The 22,200-nt window shown below is 68.3% G+C and carries 28 protein-coding genes; 16 read left to right on the top strand and 12 right to left on the bottom strand.

What is annotated here, in order from left to right; genetic code table 11:
- The first annotated feature begins 43 nt into the window (after positions 1–43).
- The 6 genes from ACVCMG_RS00480 to ACVCMG_RS00505 all read left to right on the top strand — a co-directional run bounded on the left by ACVCMG_RS00480 (position 44) and on the right by ACVCMG_RS00505 (position 4,342).
- Positions 44–817 carry a class I SAM-dependent methyltransferase gene (locus ACVCMG_RS00480; RefSeq protein ID WP_447114646.1) on the top strand — a complete coding sequence of 258 codons (774 nt, stop codon included), beginning with the start codon at positions 44–46 and terminating at the stop codon, positions 815–817.
- Between the two features lie 117 nt (positions 818–934).
- On the top strand, positions 935–1,129 hold the full coding sequence (locus ACVCMG_RS00485; protein WP_447114647.1) for an oxidoreductase-like domain-containing protein: 195 nt from the start codon (positions 935–937) through the stop codon (positions 1,127–1,129).
- 246 nt (positions 1,130–1,375) lie between these two features.
- Positions 1,376–1,672, top strand: a complete 297-nt coding sequence (locus ACVCMG_RS00490) for a hypothetical protein (protein WP_447114648.1) — start codon at positions 1,376–1,378, stop codon at positions 1,670–1,672.
- Between the two features lie 221 nt (positions 1,673–1,893).
- Positions 1,894–3,141 (top strand): sensor histidine kinase, encoded by a 1,248-nt coding sequence (locus ACVCMG_RS00495; protein ID WP_447114649.1) that lies wholly within the window; start codon positions 1,894–1,896, stop codon positions 3,139–3,141.
- Positions 3,134–3,904: a LytR/AlgR family response regulator transcription factor gene (locus tag ACVCMG_RS00500; RefSeq protein ID WP_395119124.1), complete on the top strand. Its 771-nt coding sequence runs from the start codon at positions 3,134–3,136 to the stop codon at positions 3,902–3,904. Before ACVCMG_RS00495 ends, ACVCMG_RS00500 begins: the two co-directional genes overlap by 8 nt.
- A gap of 36 nt (positions 3,905–3,940) precedes the next feature.
- Positions 3,941–4,342, top strand: coding sequence for a hypothetical protein (locus ACVCMG_RS00505; protein WP_395119122.1), 402 nt, complete (start codon positions 3,941–3,943; stop codon positions 4,340–4,342).
- 194 nt (positions 4,343–4,536) lie between these two features.
- Here the strand turns inward: ACVCMG_RS00505 and ACVCMG_RS00510 are convergent, their stop codons facing one another.
- Positions 4,537–5,565, bottom strand: a complete 1,029-nt coding sequence (locus ACVCMG_RS00510; protein ID WP_395119120.1) for an HDOD domain-containing protein — start codon at positions 5,563–5,565, stop codon at positions 4,537–4,539.
- 180 nt (positions 5,566–5,745) lie between these two features.
- Here ACVCMG_RS00510 and ACVCMG_RS00515 point away from each other — a divergent pair, with 180 nt between their 5' ends.
- Together ACVCMG_RS00515 and ACVCMG_RS00520 are read left to right on the top strand one after the other, a co-directional pair.
- Positions 5,746–6,729, top strand: coding sequence for an LLM class flavin-dependent oxidoreductase (locus ACVCMG_RS00515; protein WP_447100156.1), 984 nt, complete (start codon positions 5,746–5,748; stop codon positions 6,727–6,729).
- Between the two features lie 73 nt (positions 6,730–6,802).
- Positions 6,803–7,660 (top strand): PA4780 family RIO1-like protein kinase, encoded by an 858-nt coding sequence (locus ACVCMG_RS00520; protein WP_395119116.1) that lies wholly within the window; start codon positions 6,803–6,805, stop codon positions 7,658–7,660.
- A gap of 60 nt (positions 7,661–7,720) precedes the next feature.
- On the opposite strand, the gene ACVCMG_RS00525 is transcribed toward ACVCMG_RS00520, so the two are convergent.
- Complete coding sequence (locus tag ACVCMG_RS00525; RefSeq protein WP_395119114.1) at positions 7,721–8,155, bottom strand: FKBP-type peptidyl-prolyl cis-trans isomerase; 435 nt, start codon at positions 8,153–8,155, stop codon at positions 7,721–7,723.
- 209 nt (positions 8,156–8,364) lie between these two features.
- The gene (locus tag ACVCMG_RS00530; RefSeq protein WP_395119112.1) at positions 8,365–8,922 is read right to left on the bottom strand and encodes a YaeQ family protein; all 558 of its coding nucleotides are present in this window, start codon (positions 8,920–8,922) and stop codon (positions 8,365–8,367) included.
- 83 nt (positions 8,923–9,005) lie between these two features.
- On the opposite strand from ACVCMG_RS00530, the gene ACVCMG_RS00535 reads away from it, so the two are divergent.
- Positions 9,006–9,899, top strand: a complete 894-nt coding sequence (locus ACVCMG_RS00535; protein WP_447114650.1) for a pseudouridine synthase — start codon at positions 9,006–9,008, stop codon at positions 9,897–9,899.
- A 46-nt stretch (positions 9,900–9,945) separates the two neighbouring features.
- On the opposite strand, the gene nth is transcribed toward ACVCMG_RS00535, so the two are convergent.
- Positions 9,946–10,584, bottom strand: a complete 639-nt coding sequence (nth, locus tag ACVCMG_RS00540) for an endonuclease III (protein ID WP_395119108.1) — start codon at positions 10,582–10,584, stop codon at positions 9,946–9,948.
- Positions 10,581–11,189: an electron transport complex subunit RsxB gene (gene rsxB / locus ACVCMG_RS00545; protein WP_447114651.1), complete on the bottom strand. Its 609-nt coding sequence runs from the start codon at positions 11,187–11,189 to the stop codon at positions 10,581–10,583. The genes nth and rsxB overlap by 4 nt, the downstream gene beginning before the upstream one ends.
- A gap of 71 nt (positions 11,190–11,260) precedes the next feature.
- Here rsxB and ACVCMG_RS00550 point away from each other — a divergent pair, with 71 nt between their 5' ends.
- The 3 genes from ACVCMG_RS00550 (at position 11,261) to ACVCMG_RS00560 (ending at position 12,774) form a co-directional block, all read left to right on the top strand.
- Positions 11,261–11,548 (top strand): hypothetical protein, encoded by a 288-nt coding sequence (locus ACVCMG_RS00550; protein ID WP_447114652.1) that lies wholly within the window; start codon positions 11,261–11,263, stop codon positions 11,546–11,548.
- 93 nt (positions 11,549–11,641) lie between these two features.
- Positions 11,642–11,965, top strand: a complete 324-nt coding sequence (locus tag ACVCMG_RS00555) for a transposase (RefSeq protein WP_447114653.1) — start codon at positions 11,642–11,644, stop codon at positions 11,963–11,965.
- Complete coding sequence (locus ACVCMG_RS00560; RefSeq protein WP_447114654.1) at positions 11,962–12,774, top strand: IS3 family transposase; 813 nt, start codon at positions 11,962–11,964, stop codon at positions 12,772–12,774. The genes ACVCMG_RS00555 and ACVCMG_RS00560 overlap by 4 nt, the downstream gene beginning before the upstream one ends.
- A 96-nt stretch (positions 12,775–12,870) precedes the next feature.
- On the opposite strand, the gene metG is transcribed toward ACVCMG_RS00560, so the two are convergent.
- The 3 genes from metG to ACVCMG_RS00575 form a co-directional block, all read right to left on the bottom strand.
- A complete protein-coding gene (gene metG / locus ACVCMG_RS00565; protein WP_447114655.1) occupies positions 12,871–14,997 on the bottom strand; it encodes a methionine--tRNA ligase in 2,127 nt (708 codons plus the stop codon).
- Positions 14,998–15,186: 189 nt separating this feature from the next.
- Positions 15,187–15,336, bottom strand: coding sequence for a hypothetical protein (locus ACVCMG_RS00570; protein WP_447114656.1), 150 nt, complete (start codon positions 15,334–15,336; stop codon positions 15,187–15,189).
- Positions 15,337–15,445: 109 nt separating this feature from the next.
- Entirely contained in the window at positions 15,446–15,910 is a 465-nt protein-coding gene (locus ACVCMG_RS00575) for a DUF2147 domain-containing protein (protein WP_395119095.1), read from the bottom strand.
- A gap of 171 nt (positions 15,911–16,081) precedes the next feature.
- Between ACVCMG_RS00575 and apbC the strand changes: the two genes are divergently transcribed.
- The 4 genes from apbC to ACVCMG_RS00595 all read left to right on the top strand — a co-directional run bounded on the left by apbC (position 16,082) and on the right by ACVCMG_RS00595 (position 19,033).
- Positions 16,082–17,176 (top strand): iron-sulfur cluster carrier protein ApbC, encoded by a 1,095-nt coding sequence (gene apbC, locus ACVCMG_RS00580; protein WP_447098671.1) that lies wholly within the window; start codon positions 16,082–16,084, stop codon positions 17,174–17,176.
- Positions 17,173–17,715 carry an NADPH-dependent FMN reductase gene (locus ACVCMG_RS00585; RefSeq protein ID WP_447114657.1) on the top strand — a complete coding sequence of 181 codons (543 nt, stop codon included), beginning with the start codon at positions 17,173–17,175 and terminating at the stop codon, positions 17,713–17,715. Before apbC ends, ACVCMG_RS00585 begins: the two co-directional genes overlap by 4 nt.
- A gap of 177 nt (positions 17,716–17,892) precedes the next feature.
- A complete protein-coding gene (gene dcd, locus ACVCMG_RS00590) occupies positions 17,893–18,459 on the top strand; it encodes a dCTP deaminase (RefSeq protein WP_395119089.1) in 567 nt (188 codons plus the stop codon).
- Between the two features lie 94 nt (positions 18,460–18,553).
- Complete coding sequence (locus ACVCMG_RS00595; RefSeq protein WP_395119087.1) at positions 18,554–19,033, top strand: hypothetical protein; 480 nt, start codon at positions 18,554–18,556, stop codon at positions 19,031–19,033.
- A 66-nt stretch (positions 19,034–19,099) separates the two neighbouring features.
- Here the strand turns inward: ACVCMG_RS00595 and pcp are convergent, their stop codons facing one another.
- From pcp to ACVCMG_RS00615, 4 genes are read right to left on the bottom strand one after another with little or no spacing between them, the layout of a single operon-like run.
- Complete coding sequence (gene pcp, locus ACVCMG_RS00600) at positions 19,100–19,756, bottom strand: pyroglutamyl-peptidase I (RefSeq protein WP_395119085.1); 657 nt, start codon at positions 19,754–19,756, stop codon at positions 19,100–19,102.
- 14 nt (positions 19,757–19,770) lie between these two features.
- The gene (locus ACVCMG_RS00605) at positions 19,771–20,739 is read right to left on the bottom strand and encodes a 5-oxoproline transporter, DUF979 family subunit (RefSeq protein WP_395119083.1); all 969 of its coding nucleotides are present in this window, start codon (positions 20,737–20,739) and stop codon (positions 19,771–19,773) included.
- A gap of 2 nt (positions 20,740–20,741) precedes the next feature.
- Positions 20,742–21,431: a DUF969 domain-containing protein gene (locus tag ACVCMG_RS00610; protein WP_447114658.1), complete on the bottom strand. Its 690-nt coding sequence runs from the start codon at positions 21,429–21,431 to the stop codon at positions 20,742–20,744.
- Positions 21,428–22,192 carry a LamB/YcsF family protein gene (locus ACVCMG_RS00615; protein WP_447114659.1) on the bottom strand — a complete coding sequence of 255 codons (765 nt, stop codon included), beginning with the start codon at positions 22,190–22,192 and terminating at the stop codon, positions 21,428–21,430. Before ACVCMG_RS00615 ends, ACVCMG_RS00610 begins: the two co-directional genes overlap by 4 nt.
- Positions 22,193–22,200 lie beyond the last annotated feature (8 nt).

Raw genomic sequence — 22,200 nt, forward strand, 5'->3', positions numbered from 1 at the left:
AGCGGAGCACAATCGGGAACCCCGCCTGCCGATGGAGTACGCCATGCGCCACGCCATGCTTGCCCTCCTGCTGACCCTCCCGCTCCCCGCCGTGGCGACCGCCCAGGTTGCCGACCTGCACAGCGGCGCGATCACTGCTGCCGTGCAGAAAGGCGTCGACGATCCGGCGCGCGCGGCGGATCGCCACGAGGATGCGCGCCGCAAGCTGGCGCTCGTCATGACCTTCGCCGAGGTCAAGCCTGGCCAGAACGTGCTCGAACTGGTGCCCGGCAGCGGCTACTGGACGCGGGCGTTCAGCGCCATCGTCGGGCCCACCGGCCATGTCTACACCGTCTGGCCGGACGAGATGGGCAAGTACTCCGCCAAGAGCCTGGCCAACTGGCAGAAGCTGGCGGCCACGCCGCATTACGCCAACGTGAGCCTGCTGCAGCAGCCGGCGGCCAAAGTGAGCGTGCCGGTGCCGGTGGACCTGGTGTTCACCTCGCAGAACTACCACGACTACCACGACCCGTTCATGGGCCCGGTCGACATGGCCAGCTTCGACAAGCAGGTCTACGACGCGCTCAAGCCCGGCGGCCTGTTCGTGGTGATCGACCACGTAGCCCCCGCCGGCTCCGGCCTGGCCGACACCGACACCTTGCACCGCATCGATCCGGAGGTCGTCAAGCGCGAGGTCGAGGCCGCCGGCTTCGTCTTCGATGGCGAAAGCAACGCCCTGCGCAACCCGGCCGACACGCATACCACCAAGGTGTTCGACAAGTCGATACGCGGCCACACCGACCAGTTCATCTACCGCTTCCGCAAGCCGGCGAAGTAATCACGGCTGCGCGGGGTTGCGCGTAGCGCGCGAGCGGGGGCAGGCTTGGACTTCGCCGTTGCAGTCGGCACCCTCGGAGGGGTGCCGCTGCCGCGCCGCCACGTCCGCAGTGATGCCATGATCCCCAGCGAACCCGAACCGCCAGACGACGATCCCGCCGACCCCATGCCGCAGCGCCCGCCCGAACCGGACGCCACCGACTGCTGCGGCGAGGGCTGCGTGCGCTGCGTGTACGATGTGCATGACGAGGCGCTCGAACGCTACGAACAGGCCCTCGCGGCATGGCGTGCGCGCCGGCAGTCGTCAGGGTGAGCATGTGCCCGCCTGTGGTGGGAGTTGGCGCGTGATCCGCTGCACGGTGATACGGCGGCCGATGAAGCTCGTCGCGCCTGCGCCGCGTTGTGGGGGAGGTGGCGCATGTCATCGGTGAGTTTGCTTAATAAAAAGGGACGTGGCGAATTGAATTGATCGCCTTGCCCGACTATCGGGGCCAGGTTCACTTCGGAGTTGAACTCACCTCCAAAGTTGAATCCGCCCACAAACCCGGCGTGGATATCCATGACGACGTTCTTCGTGGCCCTTTGGATCGTCACGGCCTTGTACTCGATCCTGTTCTTTGTCCTGTACGTCGGTGTCGTCCGCCTCCGCATCAGCGACGCGCAAGTCAAGGTACACAGGCCAGGCATCCTGTTCCGCCGGCAGCGTTACGTCGAGTGTTACCTGGGCTTGCTGAGCAACGAAGAGAAGTCGCGCTGGTACAACGTATTCCTGAAATATTCGTTTGATATCGGCCTTGCCCTGTCCACTACCTTGCTGTTCTACGTGATCGTCTTGGTGATTCGCGGCATGGGTTGACAGGGCGCTGGCCGGACCATGAGACCGGCTGGTCGGGCCTGCACTTTCAGAGATGCCGACGGCAGACTTTCTTCGTCGAGATCGAGCGCGCAGGGCCGCGAACCTTCGTCCGCCCGCCGCCCCGTTTCGTCGCCTCGTGGCCGGTTTCGTCGCAAGCCGCGCGATTTTCCGCGGCGGGGCCGCTAGTCTCGTTGGCGGTCTCCCCAGCGTGGACGGTTGCCGTGTTTCGAAGCCTGTTTTTCTACCTCCGATTGATCGTGGCCTGGTACCTGTTGGTGCTGCTGGCGACGTTGTCCGTGAGCTGGATCTGGTCGGGGTTGGGCAGCCTGGTGCAGTTGCTGGGGCTGGTGGTGATCGTGTTCGTGGTGATCCGCGCGCATTCGCACCTGGTGCGGGTGCGCATGATCGCGGGCAAGCTGACTTCGGCGACACTGGCCACCCGGCAACGGCGGCAGATCGAGGTGCCGTTCGAGGCGGAGGAGGCGTTCGAGCTGCTGGACGCCGCGATTCGCGAACTGCCGGGCGTGGAGCAGGTGGACCGCACGCGCAACCATCTGCAGATTCGCGCCACTGCGGTCTACGCCGACCCCTATGACCTGGCGCAGTTGGGGCGCTGGAATCCGATGCGCTGGATCGTCAGCCAGCGCAATCGCGTCCTGGCCACGGTCAATCGCGGCGAGGGCAGCAGCAGCTTCAGCCTGGTCTGCGAGCCGTGCAGCGCGCCGTGGAGCGACTGGCTGCAGGTGGACGACGGCGTCAACCTGGAGAATCTCGAGGCGATCGCCCGCGCGGTGACGCTCGGCGTGGCCAGCCGCCGCCGCGGCGAGCAGGCGGCGGCGGCACAGACGGCGACCGAGAAGGAGCTGGCGATCGCCAGGCTCAGCCTGCTGCAGGCGCAGGTGGAGCCGCACTTCCTGTACAACACGCTGGCCAGCGCGCAGGTGCTGGTGCGCAGCGACCCGGCCGGGGCGGATGCGATGCTGGGCCACCTGATCCAGTACCTGCGCCACTCACTGCCGCGCGCCGACCGCGCGCTCGCCAGCCTGGGCGAGGAACTGGAGCGCTCGCGCGCCTACCTGGCGATCATGAAGATCCGCATGGGCACACGCCTGAACGTGCAGATCGACGTGCCGGACGAACTGCTGGCCACGCCGCTGCCGCCGATGCTGCTGCAGACCCTGGTGGAAAACGCGATCAAGCACGGCCTGGAGCCGCGGCCCGGCGACGGCACGGTGTGGATCTTCGCGCGCCGGCAGGATGGCCGCGTGGCGGTGACCGTGGCCGACGACGGCAAGGGTTTCGGCGCGCAGGAAAGCGGCGCGGGCATCGGCCTGAAGAACGCGCGCGAACGGCTGAAACTGATCTATGCCGGCCAGGCCAGCCTGGCCATCGCGGCGAATTTCCCGCAGGGCGTCGCCGCCACCATCAACGTGCCGGAGCACTACAGCGAGGAGCAGGCCCATGGCTAAGGGTGTGATCGCCGAAGACGAGGTCTTGCTGCGCCAGTCGCTGCGCGCCGCGCTGGAGACGGCATGGCCGCAGCTCGACATCGTCGCCGAGTGTGAGGACGGTGCCAGCGCGCTGGAGGCGATCGTCGAGCATCGGCCCGAAGTGGCCTTCCTCGACATCCGCATGCCCGGCCTCACCGGCCTCGAAGTCGCCACCGCCGCGGCCGAAGCGTGCCCGGCGACCCAGGTGGTGTTCGTCACCGCGTATGACCAGTACGCCATCGACGCCTTCGAGCGCGGCGCGATCGACTATCTGCTCAAGCCGGTCGTCCCGGAACGGTTGCGCGCCACCGTGGAGCGCGTGCAGTCGCGCGTGGGCGCGGATCGGTCCGACACTGCCTCGCTGGCCGACCTGGTCCGGCAGATCGGCAGCCGGCTGGGGCCGGCGCGCCAGCAACCGCCGCTGAGCTGGGTCACCGCCAGCACGGGGCGGGAGACGCGGCTGATCCTGCTCGACGACGTCGCCTATTTCCGCGCGGACAACAAGTACACCACCGTGGTCACCGCCGAGGGCGAGGCGCTGCTGCGCACGCCGATCCGCGAACTGCTGGAGGTGCTCGACCCGACCGTGTTCAAGCAGATCCACCGCGGCACCGTGATCAACATGAAGGCGGTCGCCGCCGTCACCCGCGACGACACCGGCAAGGGCATCGTGCGCCTGCGCGAGCGGCCGGAAACGCTCAGCGTGAGCGCGCCGTTCATGACCCTGTTTCGCAACATGTAACTGCCGCGTTCGCAACGGTTTGTCGGGAGGACGGCCATGCACTATCTCATCGCGCTGATCTGGCTGGTGCTCTCGCTGGCCGGGGTGGAGGGCTACGGCAGCCAGTCGCACGCCACGCGCGCCAGCGTCAACGGCGTCGACGTGCTTTACAGCCGTACGCGGATTGTCGCCGACATCGCCGACATCACCTGCGTGCGCAGCGCCAGCGGGCGTTGCCATTACCGTTTGCTGGCGTGCCCGACGCCGGCCGCGCACGCAACCAAGGCGCCGGCCTGCGAGCAGTCCGGCGCACGGCAGTTCGTGCTGGCGAGCGGAGCAAGCCGGGACGTAGCGGGCCTGCCCGCACGTTTCATGCTTTGCGTGGGTGCCGGTGACGGCGGCGTCGGCGCGGAATGCAACATGCTTTCCGCATCGCGTTCGCCGCTTGCCGGCTGGTGAGCGGCGGAGCTACTTGTCCTTCTTTTTTTCTTGCTTGGCGGCGCGCTTTTCCTTCAGCGTTTTCTCCGGCTTCTTCTTTTCGCTCTTCTTCGAATCCATGCCCTTGCTCATGCGCGGCTCCTCGATGTGGACGATGGTGGTGGCGGCAAGTCTAGGCGTTTCCTCGACCAAACGGGAGTCGTTGCCGTCGCCGATCAGGCCGTGGCCAGGCCGGCGGCGAAGTGCTGGCCGAGGTCGCGCTGGCAGCGTGCGAGCACGGCCGGCGGCATGACGCCCGGCCAGCTGTGCGCCAGGTCCGCATCGGCGGGGAACTCGCCGTTTTCCACCAGCAGGCTCAGGCTGGCCAGACTGTCGGCCACCGCCAGCGCGCGGCCCAGCGGGGAGCTGGCTGCGCTGACCTCGCCCTGGCACTCGGCCAGGGCGCCGAGCACGCGCGCCGGCAGCCCCCATTGGCGGGCAGCCTGCAGCGAGAGTTGCGCGGCCAGCATCGCGCAGTGCCGCACGAAGCCCGCCGACAACGGCGGTGGCGGCGCCCCGGGCAGCAGTTGATCCAGCAGGCGCACCACCGCGCCCGTACCGGCATGGCGCACGATCCCGGCCAGATAGGCCTCGAACGCATCGCAGCCGGTGGTGCGCCCCAGCCACGCGCAGGCATGCGCGCAGCGTTCCGCGTGGCCCCACAGGCGCCCGCCTGCCGCGTGGCCCATGCTGCCGGTGTTGCCCTGCAGGATCGGCTTCATCACGTGCAGGGTGATCACCCGGCGCAGGCCGTCCTGGCCGAGCAGCACCACCGCCTGTTGCAGGCTGCTGATCGGTTGTGCCGAACGGTAGAACACGGTGCTGGTGGCGCGCATGACCTCGCCCACCATCAGCGGGTCGCGGCCGACCAGCTTGGCCAGTTCGGCGCCTGCAGCCTCGTCGCTCTTGAGGGTGCGCAGCAGTTGCGGCAGCACGGTCGGCAGCCGCGGCAGGCTGCGCAGGTCGAAGCGAGCGCCGAGCAGCTCCAGTCGTCGCAGCAGGGCCGCTTCGGCCGGCAGCGGGTCATCCTGGCGGGGCGGCGGCAGGCCGAGCACGAGCCGGTGGAAGCGCTCGTCGATCAAGGCCAGCGACGGCGTTTCCGTCGCGGCGTGGGCGACGGCGGGCGACGGGACGGCGGCAGGGGCCGGCGACCGCGCCTTGCTGGCGCGCTGCGGACTGGCCTTTGCCTTGCGTCGCGAAAACACGCGCCGCCACATGTTTCCCACCATGGGGACTGCCCCTCTGTCGCGCCGTGTCGTCGATGGTTCGCTCCCGTTAGCGGCTGCGCGCCGGGAAAGTTGAGCCGACGGCGGCGCGCGTGGCTGTGGCTGGCAATGAACCGGTTCGCCCCCAGATAGGGTGCTTCCGTCATCCGGGATTGCGCCATGATTCCATTTTCCATCCTCGACCTGGCCCCGATCACCGAAGGCAGCGACGCGGGCCAGGCCTTCCGCAACACGCTGGACCTGGCGCAGCTGGGCGAGCGGCTCGGCTACCGGCGCTACTGGCTGGCCGAGCACCACAACATGCCCGGCATCGCCAGTGCGGCCACCGCCGTGCTGATCGGCCATGTCGCCGCCGGCACCTCGACGATCCGCGTGGGCGCCGGCGGCATCATGCTGCCCAACCACGCGCCGTTGCAGGTGGCCGAGGCGTTCGGCACGCTGGCCTCGCTGCATCCGGGCCGCATCGACCTGGGCCTGGGGCGTGCGCCGGGCACCGACCAGCCCACGGCGCGGGCGCTGCGCCGCTACTTCGACAGCGCGGACGCGTTCCCGCAGGACGTGCTGGAGCTGCTTGGCTATTTCGAGCCGGCGCAGCCCGGCCAGCCGGTGCGCGCGGTGCCCGGCGCCGGCATCGAGGTGCCGGTGTGGCTGCTGGGGTCGAGCCTGTTCAGTGCGCGGCTGGCGGCGCAGTTGGGGCTGCCGTTCGCGTTCGCCTCGCACTTCGCGCCGGATGCGATGGACGAGGCGCTGGCGTTGTATCGGCGCAACTTCGTGCCCTCGGCGCGGTTGCAGCAGCCGTATGCGATGCTCGGCATCAACGTGGTCGCGGCCGACAGCGACGCCGAGGCGCGGCGATTGTTCACCACCCAGCAGCAGAGCTTCATCAACCTGCGTCGCGGCAAGCCCGGCCTGATCCCGCCGCCGATCGACGACATCGAGGCGTACTGGACGCCGCCGGAGAAGCTGATGGTCGAGCGCGCGCTGGCCTGCGCGGTGGTCGGCGATGCGGTCACGGTGAAGGAGGGCATCGCGGCCTTCGTGGCCCGCCACCGACCGGACGAGTTGATGCTGACCGCCAACATCTTCGAGCACGCGGCGCGACGACATTCGTTCGAGATCGCCGCGGCGGCACGCGAGGCATGAGCTTCGCCACGGATGCGGTCGGCGTCGGCCATAATGGGCGTTCCCCCGTCGACGCATTGAAGCCACGCCACCGATGAAAACCCCCAAGGGCCTGCAGGAGCTGATCGACGACGGCATGATCGACCAGGTGCTCAGGCCGCTCAAGAGCGGCAAGGAAGCCTCGGTGTATGTCGTGCGCTGCGGCGACGAGGTGCGCTGCGCCAAGGTCTACAAGGACATGGCCCAGCGCAGCTTCCAGGCGCGCGTGCAATACCAGGAAGGGCGCAAGGTACGCGGCAGCCGACAGGCGCGGGCGATGGGCAAGGCGACGAAGTTCGGCCGCCGCGAGGCCGAGGAGGCATGGAAGAATGCCGAGGTCGACGCCCTGTACCAGCTGGCCGCCGCCGGCGTGCGCGTGCCGCGGCCGTACGGCTACTTCAACGGCGTGCTGGTGATGGAACTGGTCACCGATGCGGACGGCCATTCCGCGCCGCGGCTCGGCGAGGTCGAACTGTCCGCCGACGAGGCGCGCGCGTATCACCGCTTCCTGATGCAGCAGGTGGCCCGCATGCTGTGCGTGGGGCTGATCCATGGCGACCTGTCCGAGTACAACGTGCTGGTCGGCCCGCACGGCCCGGTCATCATCGACCTGCCGCAGGCGGTCAGCGCGGCGGGCAACAACAGCGCGCGCACGATGCTGCGGCGTGACGTGGGCAATATCACCATCAGCCTGTCGCGCTTCGCGCCCGAGCTGCTGGACACCCACTACGGCGAGGAGATGTGGGCGCTGTACGAACTGGGCGAGCTGCATCCCGATACCGAACTGACCGGCCGGTTCGAGTTCGACGAGCACATCGCCGACGTCGACAGCGTGATGCAGTCGATCATCGACGCCCGCGAGGAAGCGATCATCCGCCAGCAGGGCAGGGAAGCGGCGGAGCGGGAATTGTAGGAGCGCCCGGTGGGTCGCCAATCACGATGGCGGGCGCTGCCCGCCGGTGGCCGAGCCGCCTCAGGGCTTCTGGACGTCCAAAAGCTCAACGTCGAACACCAGCGAGGCGTTCGGCGGGATGTCGTCGCCGGCGCCGCGCGCGCCGTAGCCCAGCGCGGCGGGGATCAGCAGGGTGCGCTTGCCGCCCACGCGCATGCCGGCCACGCCCTGGTCCCAGCCGGCGATGACGTTGCCGGCGCCGAGCACGAAGGAGAACGGCTCGCCATGATCGCGCGAGCTGTCGAACTGGCTGCCGTGCTTGTTGCCGGCGGTTTCGTCATACAGCCAGCCGGTGTAGTGCACGGTGATCTTCATGCCCGCCACAGCCTCGGTGCCGGTGCCGATTTTGCTGTCGACGACGGTGAGCTGGTCCACGCTGCCGCGGGTTTGTTGCGGCGCCGGCGCCGAGCAGGCGGCGAGCGAAATCAGGGCGAACAGGGAAAGCAACCAGCGCATGGAAAGACTCCTGGGCAAGGGGCAGCGGATGTCCCGATCAAGTCTCGGGTTTGGCATTCCGACTTTCGTCGGGGCGAGAACCGGGTCGGGTTTTTCTTGAGGGAGCCGCGATTATCCGGCAATCGACCGGCGCGTGCCTGCCGCGGTGAGCTCGCACGGGTCAGGCTGCCGCCGTGCCGGCGATAGCGGACCAGCAGCCGACATGCCGGTCAGCTCACCGCTTCGGCGCTCGCCATGCGGATCTGCGGATCGACCGCCACCGCGTCGGCATCGTTCATCAGTTGCAGCTGGCCGTCCTGGATCAGCACCTGCAGGCGCATGCCCCGCTGCAGCAGGGTGACCAGTGCGGCGACGGTGTCGGCGCTGATGTCCAGCACGCTGAGATTGCGGTGGCGAGCCAGCGTGGCGGCGTGGCGGTTCCACCAGAGCTCCGCCGCGTTGCCGCCGTAATTGATCACCACCACCTGGCGCGCACGGCCGCAGGCCTTGCGGACGCGCGTCTCGTCGGGCTGACCCACGTCGATCCACAACTCGATCTCGTCGGTATACGCCTTGCGCCACAGCGCCGGCTCGTCCTCGTCGCTGAGGCCCTTGCCGAACTCCAGCCGCTCGTCCGCATGCATGGCGAACGCGAGCAGCCGCACCATCAGGCGCTCCTCGGTTTCCGACGGGTGGCGCGCCAGGGTCAGCGCATGGGTGGCGTAGTAGTGCCGGTCCATGTCGCTGATCTGCAGTTCGACCTTGTAGATGGTGGAGTTGAGTGCCATGCGCATGCCGGAGGACAACAGCCGACCATTGTACGCGGCGTGGCGCCGACCTGCCGCCGACCTGCGGCTAGACTGGCCCGATCATGCCGAACGTTCCTTTCCGTCCTGACCGTGGCGCCAGCACGGTGCACCTGCCGACAGGGTCCTGGCGAAGCGCGCTCGACGCGCTGTGCGCGCACTTTCCCGCGATCAGTCGTGCGCAGTGGCTGGACCGGATCGCGCGCGGCCGCGTGCTGGACGGGGATGGCGTGGCGATCGACGCGCAGGTGCCGTACCGCGCGGGAATGCGCCTCCACTACTACCGCGAGGTGGCGGACGAGGCGGAGATACCGTTCGTCGAGACGGTATTGCACGCGGATGAACACCTGGTGGTGGCGGACAAGCCGCACTTCCTGCCGGTGACTCCGGCCGGAGGTTTTGTCGAGCAGACCCTGCTGCGGCGATTGATCCGCCGGCTCGACAATCCGCAGCTCGTGCCGCTGCACCGGATCGACCGCGCCACCGCCGGACTGGTGCTGTTTTCGGCGAATCCCGCCAGCCGCGCGGCTTATCAGGCCCTGTTTCGCGAGCGGCGCATCGACAAGTGCTACGAGGCGTTCGCCCCGGCCTTGCCGGCAGGGGTTTTTCCGCTCTACCGGCGTACGCGCATCGTGCAGGGAGAGCCGTTCTTCCGCATGGCCGAGGTCGAGGGTGAGCCCAACAGCGAGACGCGCATCGAGGTGATCGAGCGCGGCGACACCGACTGGCGCTATGCGCTGCATCCGGTGACCGGGCGCAAGCATCAGTTGCGGGTCCACATGGCGGCGCTCGGTGCGCCGATCCGCAACGACGCGTTCTATCCCGAGCTGACGGAGGCGGCGCCGGACGATTATCGGCGGCCGCTGAAGTTGCTGGCGCGGGAGTTGGCGTTCGTCGATCCGTTGTCGGGCGAACCGCGTCGGTTCCGCAGCAAGTTGACGCTCGACGATGGCGCGTGATCGGGATGAAAGGCCGCGGGCAGTGCCGCGCGCGTTCGACCGGGAACTACTCCGCCGGCGTCTTGTGCTTGTAACGACACAGATCGCGGATCACGCAGTGCGGGCAATCCGGCTTGCGCGCCTTGCACACGTAGCGCCCATGCAGGATCAGCCAGTGGTGGGCGTCCTGCCTGAACTCGGCCGGGATCACCTTGACCAGCTTGTCCTCCACCGTGCGCACGTCCTTGCCGGGCGCCAGCCCGGTGCGGTTGGCGACGCGGAAGATGTGCGTGTCGACCGCGATGGTCGGCTCGCCGAAGGCGGTATTGAGCACCACGTTGGCGGTCTTGCGGCCCACGCCGGGCAGCGCTTCCAGCGCCTCGCGGGTACGCGGCACCTCGCCGCCGTGCTGCTCGATCAGCAGCCGGCACAGCGCGATCACGTTCTTGGCCTTGGCGTTGAACAGGCCGATCGTGCTGATGTAGCGCTTCAGCCCATCCTCGCCGAGGTCGAGGATGGCCTGCGGCGTGTTCGCCACCGGAAAGAGCTTGCGGGTCGCCTTGTTCACGCCAACGTCGGTGGCCTGCGCCGACAGCACCACCGCCACCAGCAACTCGAATGGAGTGCCGTACAGCAGCTCGGTGGTCGGATGCGGGTCGAGTTCGCGCAGACGCGTGAACAGTTCCACCACGTCGGCGCGCTTCATGAGGATTTCTTCGCCTTCGCGCGTGCCAGCGCCGCCAGTACCGGATTGGTCGACGCGGCGGTATCCACCGCGGCCTTGCGTGCGGCCAGCTCGGCGTCACGCTCGGCGCGTTCGCGCGCCAGCCGGGCGCCGCGGCGCTGGAAGTGAGCGCGTGCGGCATCCGCGTGCGCCTGATCGATCTGCCTCATCGGCATCGGCACCAGTTCGATGCAATCCACCGGGCACGCCGGCACGCACAGCTCGCAACCGGTGCAATCGTCGGCGAGCACGGTGTGCATCAGTTTCGGCGCGCCGATGATGGCGTCGACCGGGCAGGCCTGGATGCATTTGGTGCAGCCGATGCAATCAGCTTCCACGATGCGCGCAAGCATGCGTGGCTTCTCGATGCCGCAGGCGGGGTCCAGCGGCAGCGGTGGCCGGCCCAGCAAGTTCGCCAGTTTCGCGATGCCGGCCGCGCCGCCGGGCGGGCAGCGGTTGATCGCCGCCTCGCCACGCGCGATCGCCTCGGCATACGGCCGGCAGCCGTGGTAGCCGCATTGCTCGCACTGCGTCTGCGGCAGCAGCGCGTCGATGTGGTCGGCCAGGACGGCGATGGGATCACTCATGCGCGGTGCGGGGTGGGCGATAATCGACGCCCATTGTCCCGCAATTGCCGATCACTTGTTGGAGTGTCGCCATGAAACCGTCGTTCCTCGCTTCCCTGTTGCTGGCTGCCGTGCTCGGTGCCGGCGGCTCGATCCTCCTGACCCATGCCGGCACGGCGCAGGCGCAAGCGAGCGCCACCGCCGACACGGTGACCGTCTTCGTCGACGCCACGCTGGGTTTCCGCAAGAAGCACATGGCGAACCAGCTCACGAAATCCCACGCCGACTACGCCGCGCGCGGCTACCGCTACGTGGACATGGCGCCGTACAACGAGAACGGCGACCTGGTCGGCTTCTTCGTGACCTACACGAGGCAGTGAACGGTCCGCTGGATCGAGGGCAGGAGCGCACCTGAAGTGGCCGGGTATTTCCGGACCACCCGATAGGAGCGAAACTCTCCTTCGAGGTGAATCATGGGACATCGGAAAATAGAGGCTTCCATCAAGGCGGAGGCCGTGCGTTTGGTGGTGGAGGCGGACTATTCGACGCCGCGCGCCGCCCAGATCATGGGAGTTGGCCCCACGGCGCTACGCCGTTGGGTCGAGGCTTGGCGCGAGCGGGAGGCGCGGATGCCGACCACCGTGGCCGAGCAGCGGCTCCTCATCGAGCAGTTGCAGGCGCAGTTGAAAGCGTCCGAAGAAGCGCGTTGCACCCTGACACAGGAGCGCGACCTGCTAAAAAAATCGTTGCCCTCTCACCTCGTCGCGCTGTTTCAACGCAAGCGCTCGACGCGGTGAGAGGGGAACTGTCGGTTCGGCAAACCCATGCGTTGCTGGGTTGGCCACGCAGCCGTTATTACGCCGCCACGCCGCCGCCAGCGGTAGTGGACGACACCGTGGCGCAGGAGGTGCAGCGCATCCGTCGCCGTAGCCGTGGCAGCTGCGGCGCGCGCACGTTGTCGCATGGGCTTCGCCGAGCCGGCCTGGACGTGGGCCGCGAGCGGGCGGCCACGGTCATGCGCCTGATGAACCTCACGGCGAAGAAGAAGCGCTTCAAACACTACAGCCGCAACACCAAGCCGGCCCCGGCCGAGAACCTCTTGAACCGCCAGTTCGACCCGGGCCGTCCGAACCAGGTATGGGCGGGCGACATCACCTACATCCCGACGCGTCAGGGCTGGCTTTACCTGGCCATCGTGGTCGACCTGTTTTCCCGCCGGATCATCGGTTGGGCCACGAGCGCCGTCGCCGACACCCGCCTCGCGCTGGCAGCGAGCGAGCTGGCGTTTGCCACCCGCATGCCCGGCGCTGGCGTCATGATGCATTCGGACCAGGGTTGCCAGTACACCTCGGACCTCTTTGTCACCCATCTGCAGCAGCACGGCGCCGTGCAGAGCATGAGTCGCAAGGGCAATTGCTGGGACAACGCCGTGGTCGAGCGCATCTTTCGCAGCCTGAAACAGGAATGGGTCGACGAGCCGTATGCCACACGAAAGCACGCCAGCCACGACGTCATCGACTACGTCGCCAACTACTACAACCATCAACGCTTACACTCGACACTCTGCTACCGCCCGCCCGCCGAGTTTGAGGCGATAGCGGCTTGACGCTCCTATCTCGTGGTTTGAAAAAAGCCGGCCACTTCAACCGCGTGCGCTCCTGCGGGTCGCTCGCCGTAAGGCGGGCAGTGCCCGCCCTGCGTGTCAGCGCACGCTGGCGCCGGGCTTGGCGCCCTGGTCGGCATCGAGCAGGAACAGGTCGCTGCCGCCGTCGCCGGCGGACAGGATCATGCCTTCGGACAGGCCGAAGCGCATCTTGCGCGGGGCCAGGTTGGCGATGAACACCACGTTGCGGCCGACCAGTTTTTCCGGTTCGGCGTAGGCGGCGCGGATGCCGGAGAAGATCTGCCGCTTGCCGAGTTCGCCGGCATCCAGTTCGAAGCGCAGCAGCTTGTCCGAGCCTTCCACGAATTCGCAGGTGGTGACCTTGCCGATGCGCAGGTCGAGCTTGGCGAAGTCGTCGATGGAGATGAGACCGGGATTCGCCCCTTCGACAGGCTCGGGACGGTGGATCCCGGATTCGGGGTTCGTCACGGCAGATTTCGACTTGTCGTTCATGGATTTCTTCGCCGGGGCAGCCGGCGCGGCGGGAACGGATGCGCCAAGCGATTCCCTGGAGGCCTCGACCATCGCCTCGATGCGCTTGGCATCGAGGCGGGCCAGCAGCGGCTCGAAGGTGTTGACGCGGTGGCCGTGCAGTTCGCGGCGGGCGTCGTCGAAGCTGGCGATGGGGGCGGCGAGGAATTGTTCGGCGGCTGCCACGGTGGCCGGCAGCACCGGCTTGAGCAAGCCGGACAGCAGGCGGAAGCCGTGCAGGGCCAGCGTGCAGACCTGCTGCAGTTCGGCGCGGCGGGCGTCGTCCTTGGCGATCAGCCACGGCGCCCTGGTGGCGATGTAGCCGTTGACCAGGTCGGCGATGGCGACGAAACGACGAGTCACCTCGGCGAACTCGCCGGCGTCGTACAACGCGTCGACGCCGTCGTAGTGCGACAGCAGGGTCTGCCACAGCGCCGCTTCCTCCGCCTCGAAACGGTCGGCCAGCCTGCCGTCGAAAAACTTCTGCACGAAGCCGGCGGTGCGGCTGGCGATGTTCACCCACTTGCCGATCAGGTGCGAGTTGACCCGTTCCTCGAATGCCTTCAGATCGAGGTCCACGTCGACCGGCGCCGCGCTGAGCATGGTGGCGAAGTTGTAGCGCAGGAATTCCGGGTGGATGCCGGCGTCGAGATAGGTGCGCGCCTGGATGAAGGTGCCGCGCGACTTGGACATCTTGGCGCCGTTCACCGTCAGGTAGCCGTTGACGTGCAACGCGGTGGGTGTGCGGAAACCCGCGCCATGCAGCATCGCCGGCCAGAACAGGCCGTGGAAGTTGATGATGTCCTTGCCGATGAAGTGATGCATCTCAGCGGTGCTGTCGGGGCCGAGGAAGTCGTCGAACTTCAGGCCGGTCCTGTCGCACAGCGCCTTGAAGCTGGCCAGGTAGCCGACCGGCGCATCCAGCCACACGTAGAAGAACTTGCCCGGCGCGTCGGGGATCGGGAAGCCGAAGTAGGGCGCGTCACGCGAGATGTCCCAGTCCTTCAGGCCGCCATCCAGCCATTCGCGCAGCTTGGCGGCGACGCCGCTGTCGGCTACCGGCTTGCCTTGGGTGAACTTGCCCGCGAACCAGTCGCGCAGCAGCGATTCGAACTTGCCCAGCTCGAAGAAGTAGTGCTCCGAATCGCGCAGCACCGGGGTGGCGCCGGACATCACCGAATACGGGTTGATCAGGTCGGTGGGCGCATAGGTGGCGCCGCAGTTTTCGCAGTTGTCGCCGTACTGGTCCGGCGTGCCGCATTTCGGGCAGGTGCCCTTGATGTAGCGGTCCGGCAGGAACATCTGCTTCTCGGGATCGAACAGCTGCTGGATATTGCGCCTGGCGATGCAGCCACTGTCGCGCAGGCGCGTGTAGATCAGCGAGGCCAGCTCGCGATTCTCGTCCGAGTGGGTCGTGTGGTAGTGGTCGAAGCTGAAGTGGAAATCGCCGAAATCGGCTTCATGACCTGCCCGGATGCCCGCGATGAAGGCCTCCGGCGTCATCCCGGCCTTCTCGGCGGCCAGCATGATCGGCGTGCCGTGCGCGTCGTCCGCCGCCACGAAATGCACCTCGTTGCCCATCATCCGCTGCGCACGCACCCAGATGTCGGCCTGGATGTAGCCCAGCATGTGGCCCAGGTGCAGCGGACCGTTCGCGTAGGGCAGGGCGTGGGTGACGAGCAGGCGACGACTCATGGGTTGCGTGGCTTCCTTGGGGGACTGCGCATTATGGCATGCGCCCCCGCCGGTATTGGCCGTCCGGATGGCCATGCCGCAGCGCGCGCGGACTTTGCTCGCCGGGGATTCCGGTGCGGTGGTGCAGAGCGCCTGGCTGCTGTCGCGGGTTGCCGGAGCGCATGTGGGCAGAGTCCTTTCGGCCACGGATCACGGCAGCCTTGCGCCGGGGCCGCGCACCACGCGGCTGGTTTTCCTCGCCTTGGGCATCGGCATGGCAGCCATCGTGCCGGTGATGTTCGGCGCGGTCGGGCGTTTGCCCGGGGCGTCGCCCGGGGTCTCGCTGGCCACGGTGACCATGCCGGGTTACGCCGGCTCAGCGGTGCGGACGCCGGCCGCGCACACAAGAACGCCCCGCACCGGTCGGCGGTGCGGGGCGTGGTCGAAGGTCAATCGACGCAGCGGATGGTCAGGGCTGGCGTTCCCACTGCTGCGAGCGGCCGACCCAGGAAAAGCCGATGTAGCCGCGCACGTTGAGCTTCTGGCCGCCGTCGAGCATCGACAGCTTCACCTTGTAGACCTTGCCGGTCTTCGGGTCGAGGATGTGACCGCCGCTCCAGACGTCGCCATCCTGGTGCACGCCCCACATGATGTTCATGCCTTCGATCGGCTTGTCCTTGCGCTCGCCATCGCACTTCTTGCACAGCGCCACCTCGCCGTCGCGGGCGATATCCGACGGGCTGCGGTTGAGCAGCTTGACGATGGTGGCCTTCAGCTCGCCATTCTCGTCGGTGATCTGCACGATCGACTTGGCCTGGCCGCTTTCGTCGTCGATGGTTTTCCAGTTGCCCACGGGGGTGTCGTTGGCGGCCAGTGCCGAACCGGCGGCGAGCAGCAGGCAGGTGGCGAAGGCAAAGCGTCGTGCTGACTTCATGGCGTCTCTCCCGTACGAAAGCGTATGGAATCGAGACTGGCGAGGTTCGGCGAGGTCGTCAAGCTGCATTGCGCCATGGCTGCCGGTGCGCCGGTGAGGCGCTGATCTGTGTCAGCCGGCCGTCTGCGGCGCGCTGGCATAATGGGCGTCTCTCTCGACGACCGAACCGACATGACGCAGGTGAATGAAGCCCTGGTCCGCCAGATCCTGGGCGGGCTGATCGACACCCACACCGGTGCCCCGCTGGGCGAGGCCGTGCGCGCCGTGGGCGTCGACGGCGGCCGGGTTTCGGTGGACCTGCAGCTTGGTTATCCCGCCGCCAGCGCGATCGGAGCGATCACCGCGCGGGTGCGCGAGGCGTTGCAGGCCGATCCGGGCATCGAGTCGGCGACGGTGTCGATCACCAGCCGCATCCACGTGCACAAGGTGCAGGGCACGCTGGGGCCGCTGCCGAACGTGAAGAACATCATCGTGGTCGCCTCGGGCAAGGGCGGCGTGGGCAAGTCCACCGTGTCGGCCAACCTGGCGCTGGCGCTGCAGGCCGAGGGCGCGAAGGTGGGCGTGATGGACGCGGACATCTACGGCCCCAGCCAGCCCACCATGCTCGGCGTGCACGGCAAGCCCGCCTCGCCCGATGGCAAGAGCATCCTGCCGATGCAGGCGCACGGCATGCCGGTGATGTCGATCGGCTTCCTCGTCGAAGAGGACACGCCGATGATCTGGCGCGGCCCGATGGTGACCCAGGCGATGATGCAGCTGATCACCGACACCCGCTGGGAACAGCTCGACTACCTGGTCATCGACCTGCCTCCGGGCACCGGCGACATCCAGCTCACGCTGTCGCAGAAAGTGCCGGTGGCCGGCGCGGTGATCGTCACCACGCCGCAGGACATCGCCCTGCTGGACGCGCGCAAGGCGCTCAAGATGTTCGAGAAGGTCGAGGTGCCGGTGCTTGGCGTGGTGGAGAACATGGCCACCCACGTCTGCTCCAACTGCGGCCACGAGGAGAACATCTTCGGTGAAGGCGGCGGCGAGCGCATGGCCACGCAGTACGGCGCGGCCTACCTCGGCTCGCTGCCGCTGGACATCCGCATCCGCGAGCAGACCGATGGCGGCAACCCCACGGTGGCGGCGATCCCCGATTCCGACCTTGCTGCCCGCTACCGCGAGATCGCCCGCAACACCGCCGGCCGGCTGTCGCGCCAGCCGCGCAACAAGTCGCTGGGCCTGGGCAAGATCGTGGTGCAGGGCGTGCCCTCTGCATGACGGCGCCGCGGCGCGTGCTGTGCCTGTGCGGCAGCTTGCGCCGGGTATCGTCGAATCGCGCCGCGCTGGAAGCCGCGTGCCAATTGGCCGCGGCACCGCTCGAACTGGTGTTGCACGACACGCCAGGCGCGCTGCCGCTGTTCAATCCGGATGACGAGGTCGATCCGTTGCCGCCATCGGTGCTGGCGTTGCGCGAAGCAGTCGGCGCCGCGGATGCGTTGCTGATCGCCTGTCCCGAATACGCCCACGGCGTGCCCGGCGCGTTCAAGAACCTGCTCGACTGGCTGGTCGGCAGCCTGGAGTTTCCCGGCAAGCCGGTGTTGCTGTTGAACACGGCCGCGCGCGGTTCGCACCATGCGCAGGAGGCACTGGCCGAGATCCTGTTCACCATGTCGGCCCGGTTGCTGACGGCACGGCCCGTGCCGGTGGCATTGCCGGGCGCCGGCTGCACCGCGGCGCAGGTGCTGGCCAGCGCGGAACGCTGCGCGGAATTGCACGCAGCGCTGGACCTCCTGGCCGCGCTTCCACCCCGCCCGTAGGAGCCCGCTGGCGGGCGATGCTCCTGGCCGGGATTCGGGGTTCGCAAGAGTATCGCCCGCGAGCGGGCTCCTACGGGTGACGAAGGCCAGCCGGCTGGCGTGGCGGTACCCCGACCATGTATTTTTGCCGCTTTGCGCCCGGTTGGTTCGGGCTGCCCGCAATCGACCGGAGAGCGCGTGAGCATCAAATCCGACAAGTGGATCCGCCGCATGGCCCAGGGCCAGGGCATGATCGAGCCGTTCGAGCCGGGCCAGGTCAAGCAGAACGACAGCGGGCGCATCGTTTCCTACGGCACCTCCAGCTACGGCTACGACGTGCGTTGTGCGCGCGAGTTCAAGATCTTCACCAACATCAACTCGACCATCGTCGATCCCAAGGCATTCGACCCGAACAGTTTTGTCGACGTGGCCTCGGACGTGTGCATCATCCCGCCCAACTCGTTCGCGCTGGCGCGCACGGTGGAGTACTTCCGCATCCCGCGCAACGTGCTGGTGGTGTGCCTGGGCAAGAGCACCTACGCGCGCTGCGGCATCATCGTCAACGTGACGCCGCTGGAACCGGAGTGGGAGGGGCACGTGACGCTCGAGTTCTCCAACACCACGCCGCTGCCGGCGAAGATCTACGCCAACGAGGGCGTGGCGCAGATGCTGTTCTTCGAGTCCGACGAGGAGTGCGAGACCAGCTACAAGGACCGTGGCGGCAAGTACCAGGGCCAGCAGGGCGTGACCCTGCCGCGTACCTGACCCCGCCTGCCTGAACGGCGGCGCGCGGCAACCGCCTTCGGCGCCACGGACTGCTAGACTTCACCGTTGCCACGACGCCTTCCGGGAGAGCTGCATGAGCCGAATGTCCACCCTGCTTGTCCGCATGTCCGCCGCGATCGTGCTGGGCAGCGTGTTGCTGCTGGCCGGTTGCCACCGCAACCAGGTCAAGAACGAGCAGCACCTGGCGGCGTCGATGAAGGGCGAATTCAGCCTGACCATGCAGGCGTACAAGGACGGGCAATTCCTGATCGATGGCGCGGTGCTCTCGGCGCTCGATGCCGGCAGTCACTTCGCCTACCTGCGCGACCAGGGCAAGCTGCCCGCGAAAGTGCTGTTGATCGACAGTGACGAGGCCAAGGTCGGCAAGAAGCACCTGCAGTATCTGGCCCGCATGTCGATCGACTACGGCTTTGCCGCGTATTTCTTCGACCACAAGGGCCGCCTCACCCAGATCAGCCCGGTCGACGTCAAGGCGCGCAAGCTGGAGGACCACCAGCAGCGCGCGCAGCCGTCCAGCGACGGCGGCGGCTACGAGCCCTCGCAGCAGCACTGAACCGCCGCGACCGCGGCACCGCGAAAAGCCCGTGGCGCGAGCCGCGGGCTTTTTGTCGAACGGCGATCAGGCGATCGTGCCGCCGCCGAGGCGCAGGTCGGCGTGCGTGACGGCCGCCACCCGCAGCGCGATCTCCAGGCCGCGCACCATGTCGTCCAGTGCCATGCTGGGCGCGCCGGGCCGCGATGCGGCCTGCAGCGGCAGCCACGGGATGTGGATGAAGCCGGCGCGCACGCGGCGCTTGGGCGCGCTCCAGTGCAGCGCCGCGTAGGCGAGGTGGTTGCACACGTAGGTGCCGGCCGTGTGCGAGATCGCGGCGGGCAGTCCGGCCTCGTGCAGGGCCGCCAGCATCGCCTTCAGCGGCAGGGTGCTGAAGTAGGCCGCGGGCGCGCCGGGGATCACCGGCTCGTCGATCGGTTGGGCGCCGGCGTTGTCGGGAATCCGCGCATCCTGCAGGTTGATCGCCACGCGTTCCAGCGACAACTGCGCGCGCCCGCCAGCCTGGCCCACGCCCAGCACGATCGCCGGCGTCGTTTCCCGCAGGGCGGCCTTGAGCAGGCGCAGCGAGGCGGCGAACTCGGTCGGGATTTGCCGCGCCACCACCCGGTGCCCGCCGATGCGCCGCCCGTGCAGGGCGCGCGCGGCTTCCCACGAGGGGTTGACCGTCTCGCCGCCGAACGGGTCGAAGCCGGTCAACAGGATACGTGGCAGGGTTTTGCTCATCGGGCCTCGCGCGTTCATCGAAACACCAGCAGCCACATCATGGTGAACGTGCTGGCGAAGATCCACAGCGCGCTCCAGGCCTGCGCCTTGATCACGCCGTAGGGGTTGCGCAATTCCAGCAGCGCCGCCGGCACCAGGTTGAAGTCGGCCGCCATTGGCGTCAGCAGGGTGCCGCAGTAGCCGCACAGCATGCCCATCGCGCCGAGGATCGCCGGGTGCGCGCCGTGCTGCTGGATCAGCAGCGGCAGGCCGATGCCGGCCATCATCACCGGAAAGGCGGCAAACGCGTTGCCCATGATGACGGTGAACAGCACCATGCCCAGCGCGAACACCGCCAGTGCCGCGGTGGCGTTGCCGGTGGGCAGGAAATCGGTGGCGATCTCGGCGATCGCCGCGCCCACGCCGCTCCGCGTGAACACCTGGCCAAGCGCCGCGAGCAGCAGCGGCAGCAAGGCGGCCCAGCCGATCGCATCGAGCAGTCGCCGGCCCTCGGCCACACCTTCGTGCACCGGCGTGCGCGCCACCCTTGCGGCGGCCAGCAGGGCGATCACGCAGGCCAGCGCCAGCCCGGTCAGCGTCATCTGCGACTGGGCGAACAGTGCGAACTGCCCGATCACCAGGTAGCCGCCGAACAACGCCACCAGCAGGGTCACCAGCGGAATCAGCAGGGCTGGCCCGAACAGCCGGTGGCCGAGTTCGATCGCCGACTGCAGGCGTTGTTCGGCGCTGCGGTTTTCCGGATGCGCCTGGCGGCGCAGCCGCGGCGCCAGGCAGGCCAGTGCGATCACGCCGATGCCGGCGATCTGCGCGGGCAGGGCGTTGCCGGCCGCCGACTGCGCCAGGATGAAATCCCCGGCGCCGAACAGCAGGCCCAGCACGATCCAGAAGGCGGCGTGCCAGCGGTGGCCGTCGCGCAAATTGCGCCAGCCGCTGTAGAGCAGGAAGGCGGCGATCAGCCAGTACGCGTGTTCGATCCGCAGCATGCTCAGGCGCTCCGCTCGCGGCGGCCGGCGCGTCGTTGCAGCCGGCGCTGATACAGCCAGATGCGTACCGACTGGATGACGAACGCGGCCACTGCCGTGGGCAGGGCCCACAAGGCGATCGCCAGCGGACTCAGCTCGATGCCATGCTGGGTGTAGAAGGCCTGGATCAGCAGCACCGCGCCCAGCGCGATGAACACGTCCTCGCCGAAGAAGCGGCCGATGTTGTCGGTGGCCGCGGCGACCGCGCGCAGCTCCTCGCGATCGTCCTGGTCCAGCTCGGGCAGGATCTTCTGCGCCGCGGCCTCGCCCATCGGCGCCAGCAGCGGACGCACGGTCTGCGCCGCGCCGGCCACGCCGGTCAGGCCCATCGTGGCCAGCAACTGGCGCAGCAGCAGGTAGCCGATCAGCAGCCGCGCCAGGGTCAGGTTCTGCAATCGCGCCATCCAGCGCTGGGCGTGTTCGCGCAGGCCGGCGCGCTCGAGCAGGCCGATCGCCGGCAAGGTCAGCACGAACAGCAGCAGCATGCGCTGCGACACGAAACTGTTGCCCAGCAGGGCGAGCAGGTCGGCCACCGACAGGCCCGCCAGCAGCCCGCTGACCAGGGCCGCCACCACCACCACCGGCACCGCGTTGAAGCGCAGCGCGAAGCCGATCACGATCACCGCCACGCCGAGCAGGGGCCAGTAGTTCATGCCTCACCCGTTGCCGTGATGGTCACCCCGGCCGCTTCCAGCCCGGCGCGCAGGCTGCGCGCCAGGCGTGCGGCATGTACGCCGTCGCCGTGCAGGCACAGCGTGTCGGCGCGCATGGCGATGGTGCTGCCGTCGATGGCGGTGACGGTGCCGTCGAGCGCGATCTGCAAGGCCTGCGCAGTGGCCAGTCCGGCATCGTCGATCACCGCACCGGCTTCGCTGCGCGGCTGCAGCGTGCCATCCGGCCGGTAGCGACGGTCGGCGAATGCCTCGGCGGCCACCGACAGGCCCTGCGCCGCGCCGGCGTCGACCAGTGCCGATCCGCTCAGGCCGAACAGCCGCAGGCGCGGGTCGAACTGGCACACCGCCGCGGCGATCGCATCGGCCAGCGCGCGATCGCGTGCCGCCATGTTGTACAGCGCGCCATGCGGCTTGACGTGGCTCAGCCGGGTGCCGGCGGCGTGAGCGAAGCCGTGCAGCGCGCCGAGCTGGTACAGCGTCATCGCGTGCACCTCGGCGGGTGTCACGCGCATCTCGCGGCGGCCGAAGCCCTGCAGGTCGGGCAGCGAGACGTGGGCGCCGATCGCCACGCCGCGCTCCATCGCGGCGGCCACGGTCTGCTGCATGGTCATGAAGTCGCCGGCGTGGAAGCCGCAGGCGAGGTTGGCCGAGCTGACCACATCGAGCAGCGCAGCGTCCTCGCCCATTCGCCAGGCGCCGAACGATTCGCCGAGGTCGCCATTGAGGTCGATGCGCGTCATGCAAGGCC

This window comes from Rhodanobacter sp. UC4451_H18 (assembly GCF_052978225.1).

Excerpts from the sequence above, each read along its gene's own strand:
- ACVCMG_RS00535 (WP_447114650.1), top strand. The coding sequence starts at position 9,006 with ATGCCGAACGTTCCTTTCCGTCCTGACCGTGGCGCCAGCACGGTGCAC.
- ACVCMG_RS00525 (WP_395119114.1), bottom strand. The coding sequence starts at position 8,155 with ATGCGCTGGTTGCTTTCCCTGTTCGCCCTGATTTCGCTCGCCGCCTGC.
- ACVCMG_RS00550 (WP_447114652.1), top strand. The coding sequence starts at position 11,261 with ATGAAACCGTCGTTCCTCGCTTCCCTGTTGCTGGCTGCCGTGCTCGGT.
- ACVCMG_RS00480 (WP_447114646.1), top strand. The coding sequence starts at position 44 with ATGCGCCACGCCATGCTTGCCCTCCTGCTGACCCTCCCGCTCCCCGCC.
- rsxB (WP_447114651.1), bottom strand. The coding sequence starts at position 11,189 with ATGAGTGATCCCATCGCCGTCCTGGCCGACCACATCGACGCGCTGCTG.
- ACVCMG_RS00505 (WP_395119122.1), top strand. The coding sequence starts at position 3,941 with ATGCACTATCTCATCGCGCTGATCTGGCTGGTGCTCTCGCTGGCCGGG.
- nth (WP_395119108.1), bottom strand. The coding sequence starts at position 10,584 with ATGAAGCGCGCCGACGTGGTGGAACTGTTCACGCGTCTGCGCGAACTC.
- ACVCMG_RS00500 (WP_395119124.1), top strand. The coding sequence starts at position 3,134 with ATGGCTAAGGGTGTGATCGCCGAAGACGAGGTCTTGCTGCGCCAGTCG.
- ACVCMG_RS00520 (WP_395119116.1), top strand. The coding sequence starts at position 6,803 with ATGAAAACCCCCAAGGGCCTGCAGGAGCTGATCGACGACGGCATGATC.
- ACVCMG_RS00530 (WP_395119112.1), bottom strand. The coding sequence starts at position 8,922 with ATGGCACTCAACTCCACCATCTACAAGGTCGAACTGCAGATCAGCGAC.
- ACVCMG_RS00605 (WP_395119083.1), bottom strand. The coding sequence starts at position 20,739 with ATGCTGCGGATCGAACACGCGTACTGGCTGATCGCCGCCTTCCTGCTC.
- ACVCMG_RS00570 (WP_447114656.1), bottom strand. The coding sequence starts at position 15,336 with ATGGTCACCGTGGCCAGCGAGACCCCGGGCGACGCCCCGGGCAAACGC.
- ACVCMG_RS00615 (WP_447114659.1), bottom strand. The coding sequence starts at position 22,192 with ATGACGCGCATCGACCTCAATGGCGACCTCGGCGAATCGTTCGGCGCC.
- ACVCMG_RS00515 (WP_447100156.1), top strand. The coding sequence starts at position 5,746 with ATGATTCCATTTTCCATCCTCGACCTGGCCCCGATCACCGAAGGCAGC.
- ACVCMG_RS00485 (WP_447114647.1), top strand. The coding sequence starts at position 935 with ATGATCCCCAGCGAACCCGAACCGCCAGACGACGATCCCGCCGACCCC.
- ACVCMG_RS00555 (WP_447114653.1), top strand. The coding sequence starts at position 11,642 with ATGGGACATCGGAAAATAGAGGCTTCCATCAAGGCGGAGGCCGTGCGT.
- apbC (WP_447098671.1), top strand. The coding sequence starts at position 16,082 with ATGACGCAGGTGAATGAAGCCCTGGTCCGCCAGATCCTGGGCGGGCTG.
- ACVCMG_RS00585 (WP_447114657.1), top strand. The coding sequence starts at position 17,173 with ATGACGGCGCCGCGGCGCGTGCTGTGCCTGTGCGGCAGCTTGCGCCGG.
- metG (WP_447114655.1), bottom strand. The coding sequence starts at position 14,997 with ATGAGTCGTCGCCTGCTCGTCACCCACGCCCTGCCCTACGCGAACGGT.
- ACVCMG_RS00610 (WP_447114658.1), bottom strand. The coding sequence starts at position 21,431 with ATGAACTACTGGCCCCTGCTCGGCGTGGCGGTGATCGTGATCGGCTTC.
- ACVCMG_RS00595 (WP_395119087.1), top strand. The coding sequence starts at position 18,554 with ATGAGCCGAATGTCCACCCTGCTTGTCCGCATGTCCGCCGCGATCGTG.
- pcp (WP_395119085.1), bottom strand. The coding sequence starts at position 19,756 with ATGAGCAAAACCCTGCCACGTATCCTGTTGACCGGCTTCGACCCGTTC.
- ACVCMG_RS00575 (WP_395119095.1), bottom strand. The coding sequence starts at position 15,910 with ATGAAGTCAGCACGACGCTTTGCCTTCGCCACCTGCCTGCTGCTCGCC.
- ACVCMG_RS00490 (WP_447114648.1), top strand. The coding sequence starts at position 1,376 with ATGACGACGTTCTTCGTGGCCCTTTGGATCGTCACGGCCTTGTACTCG.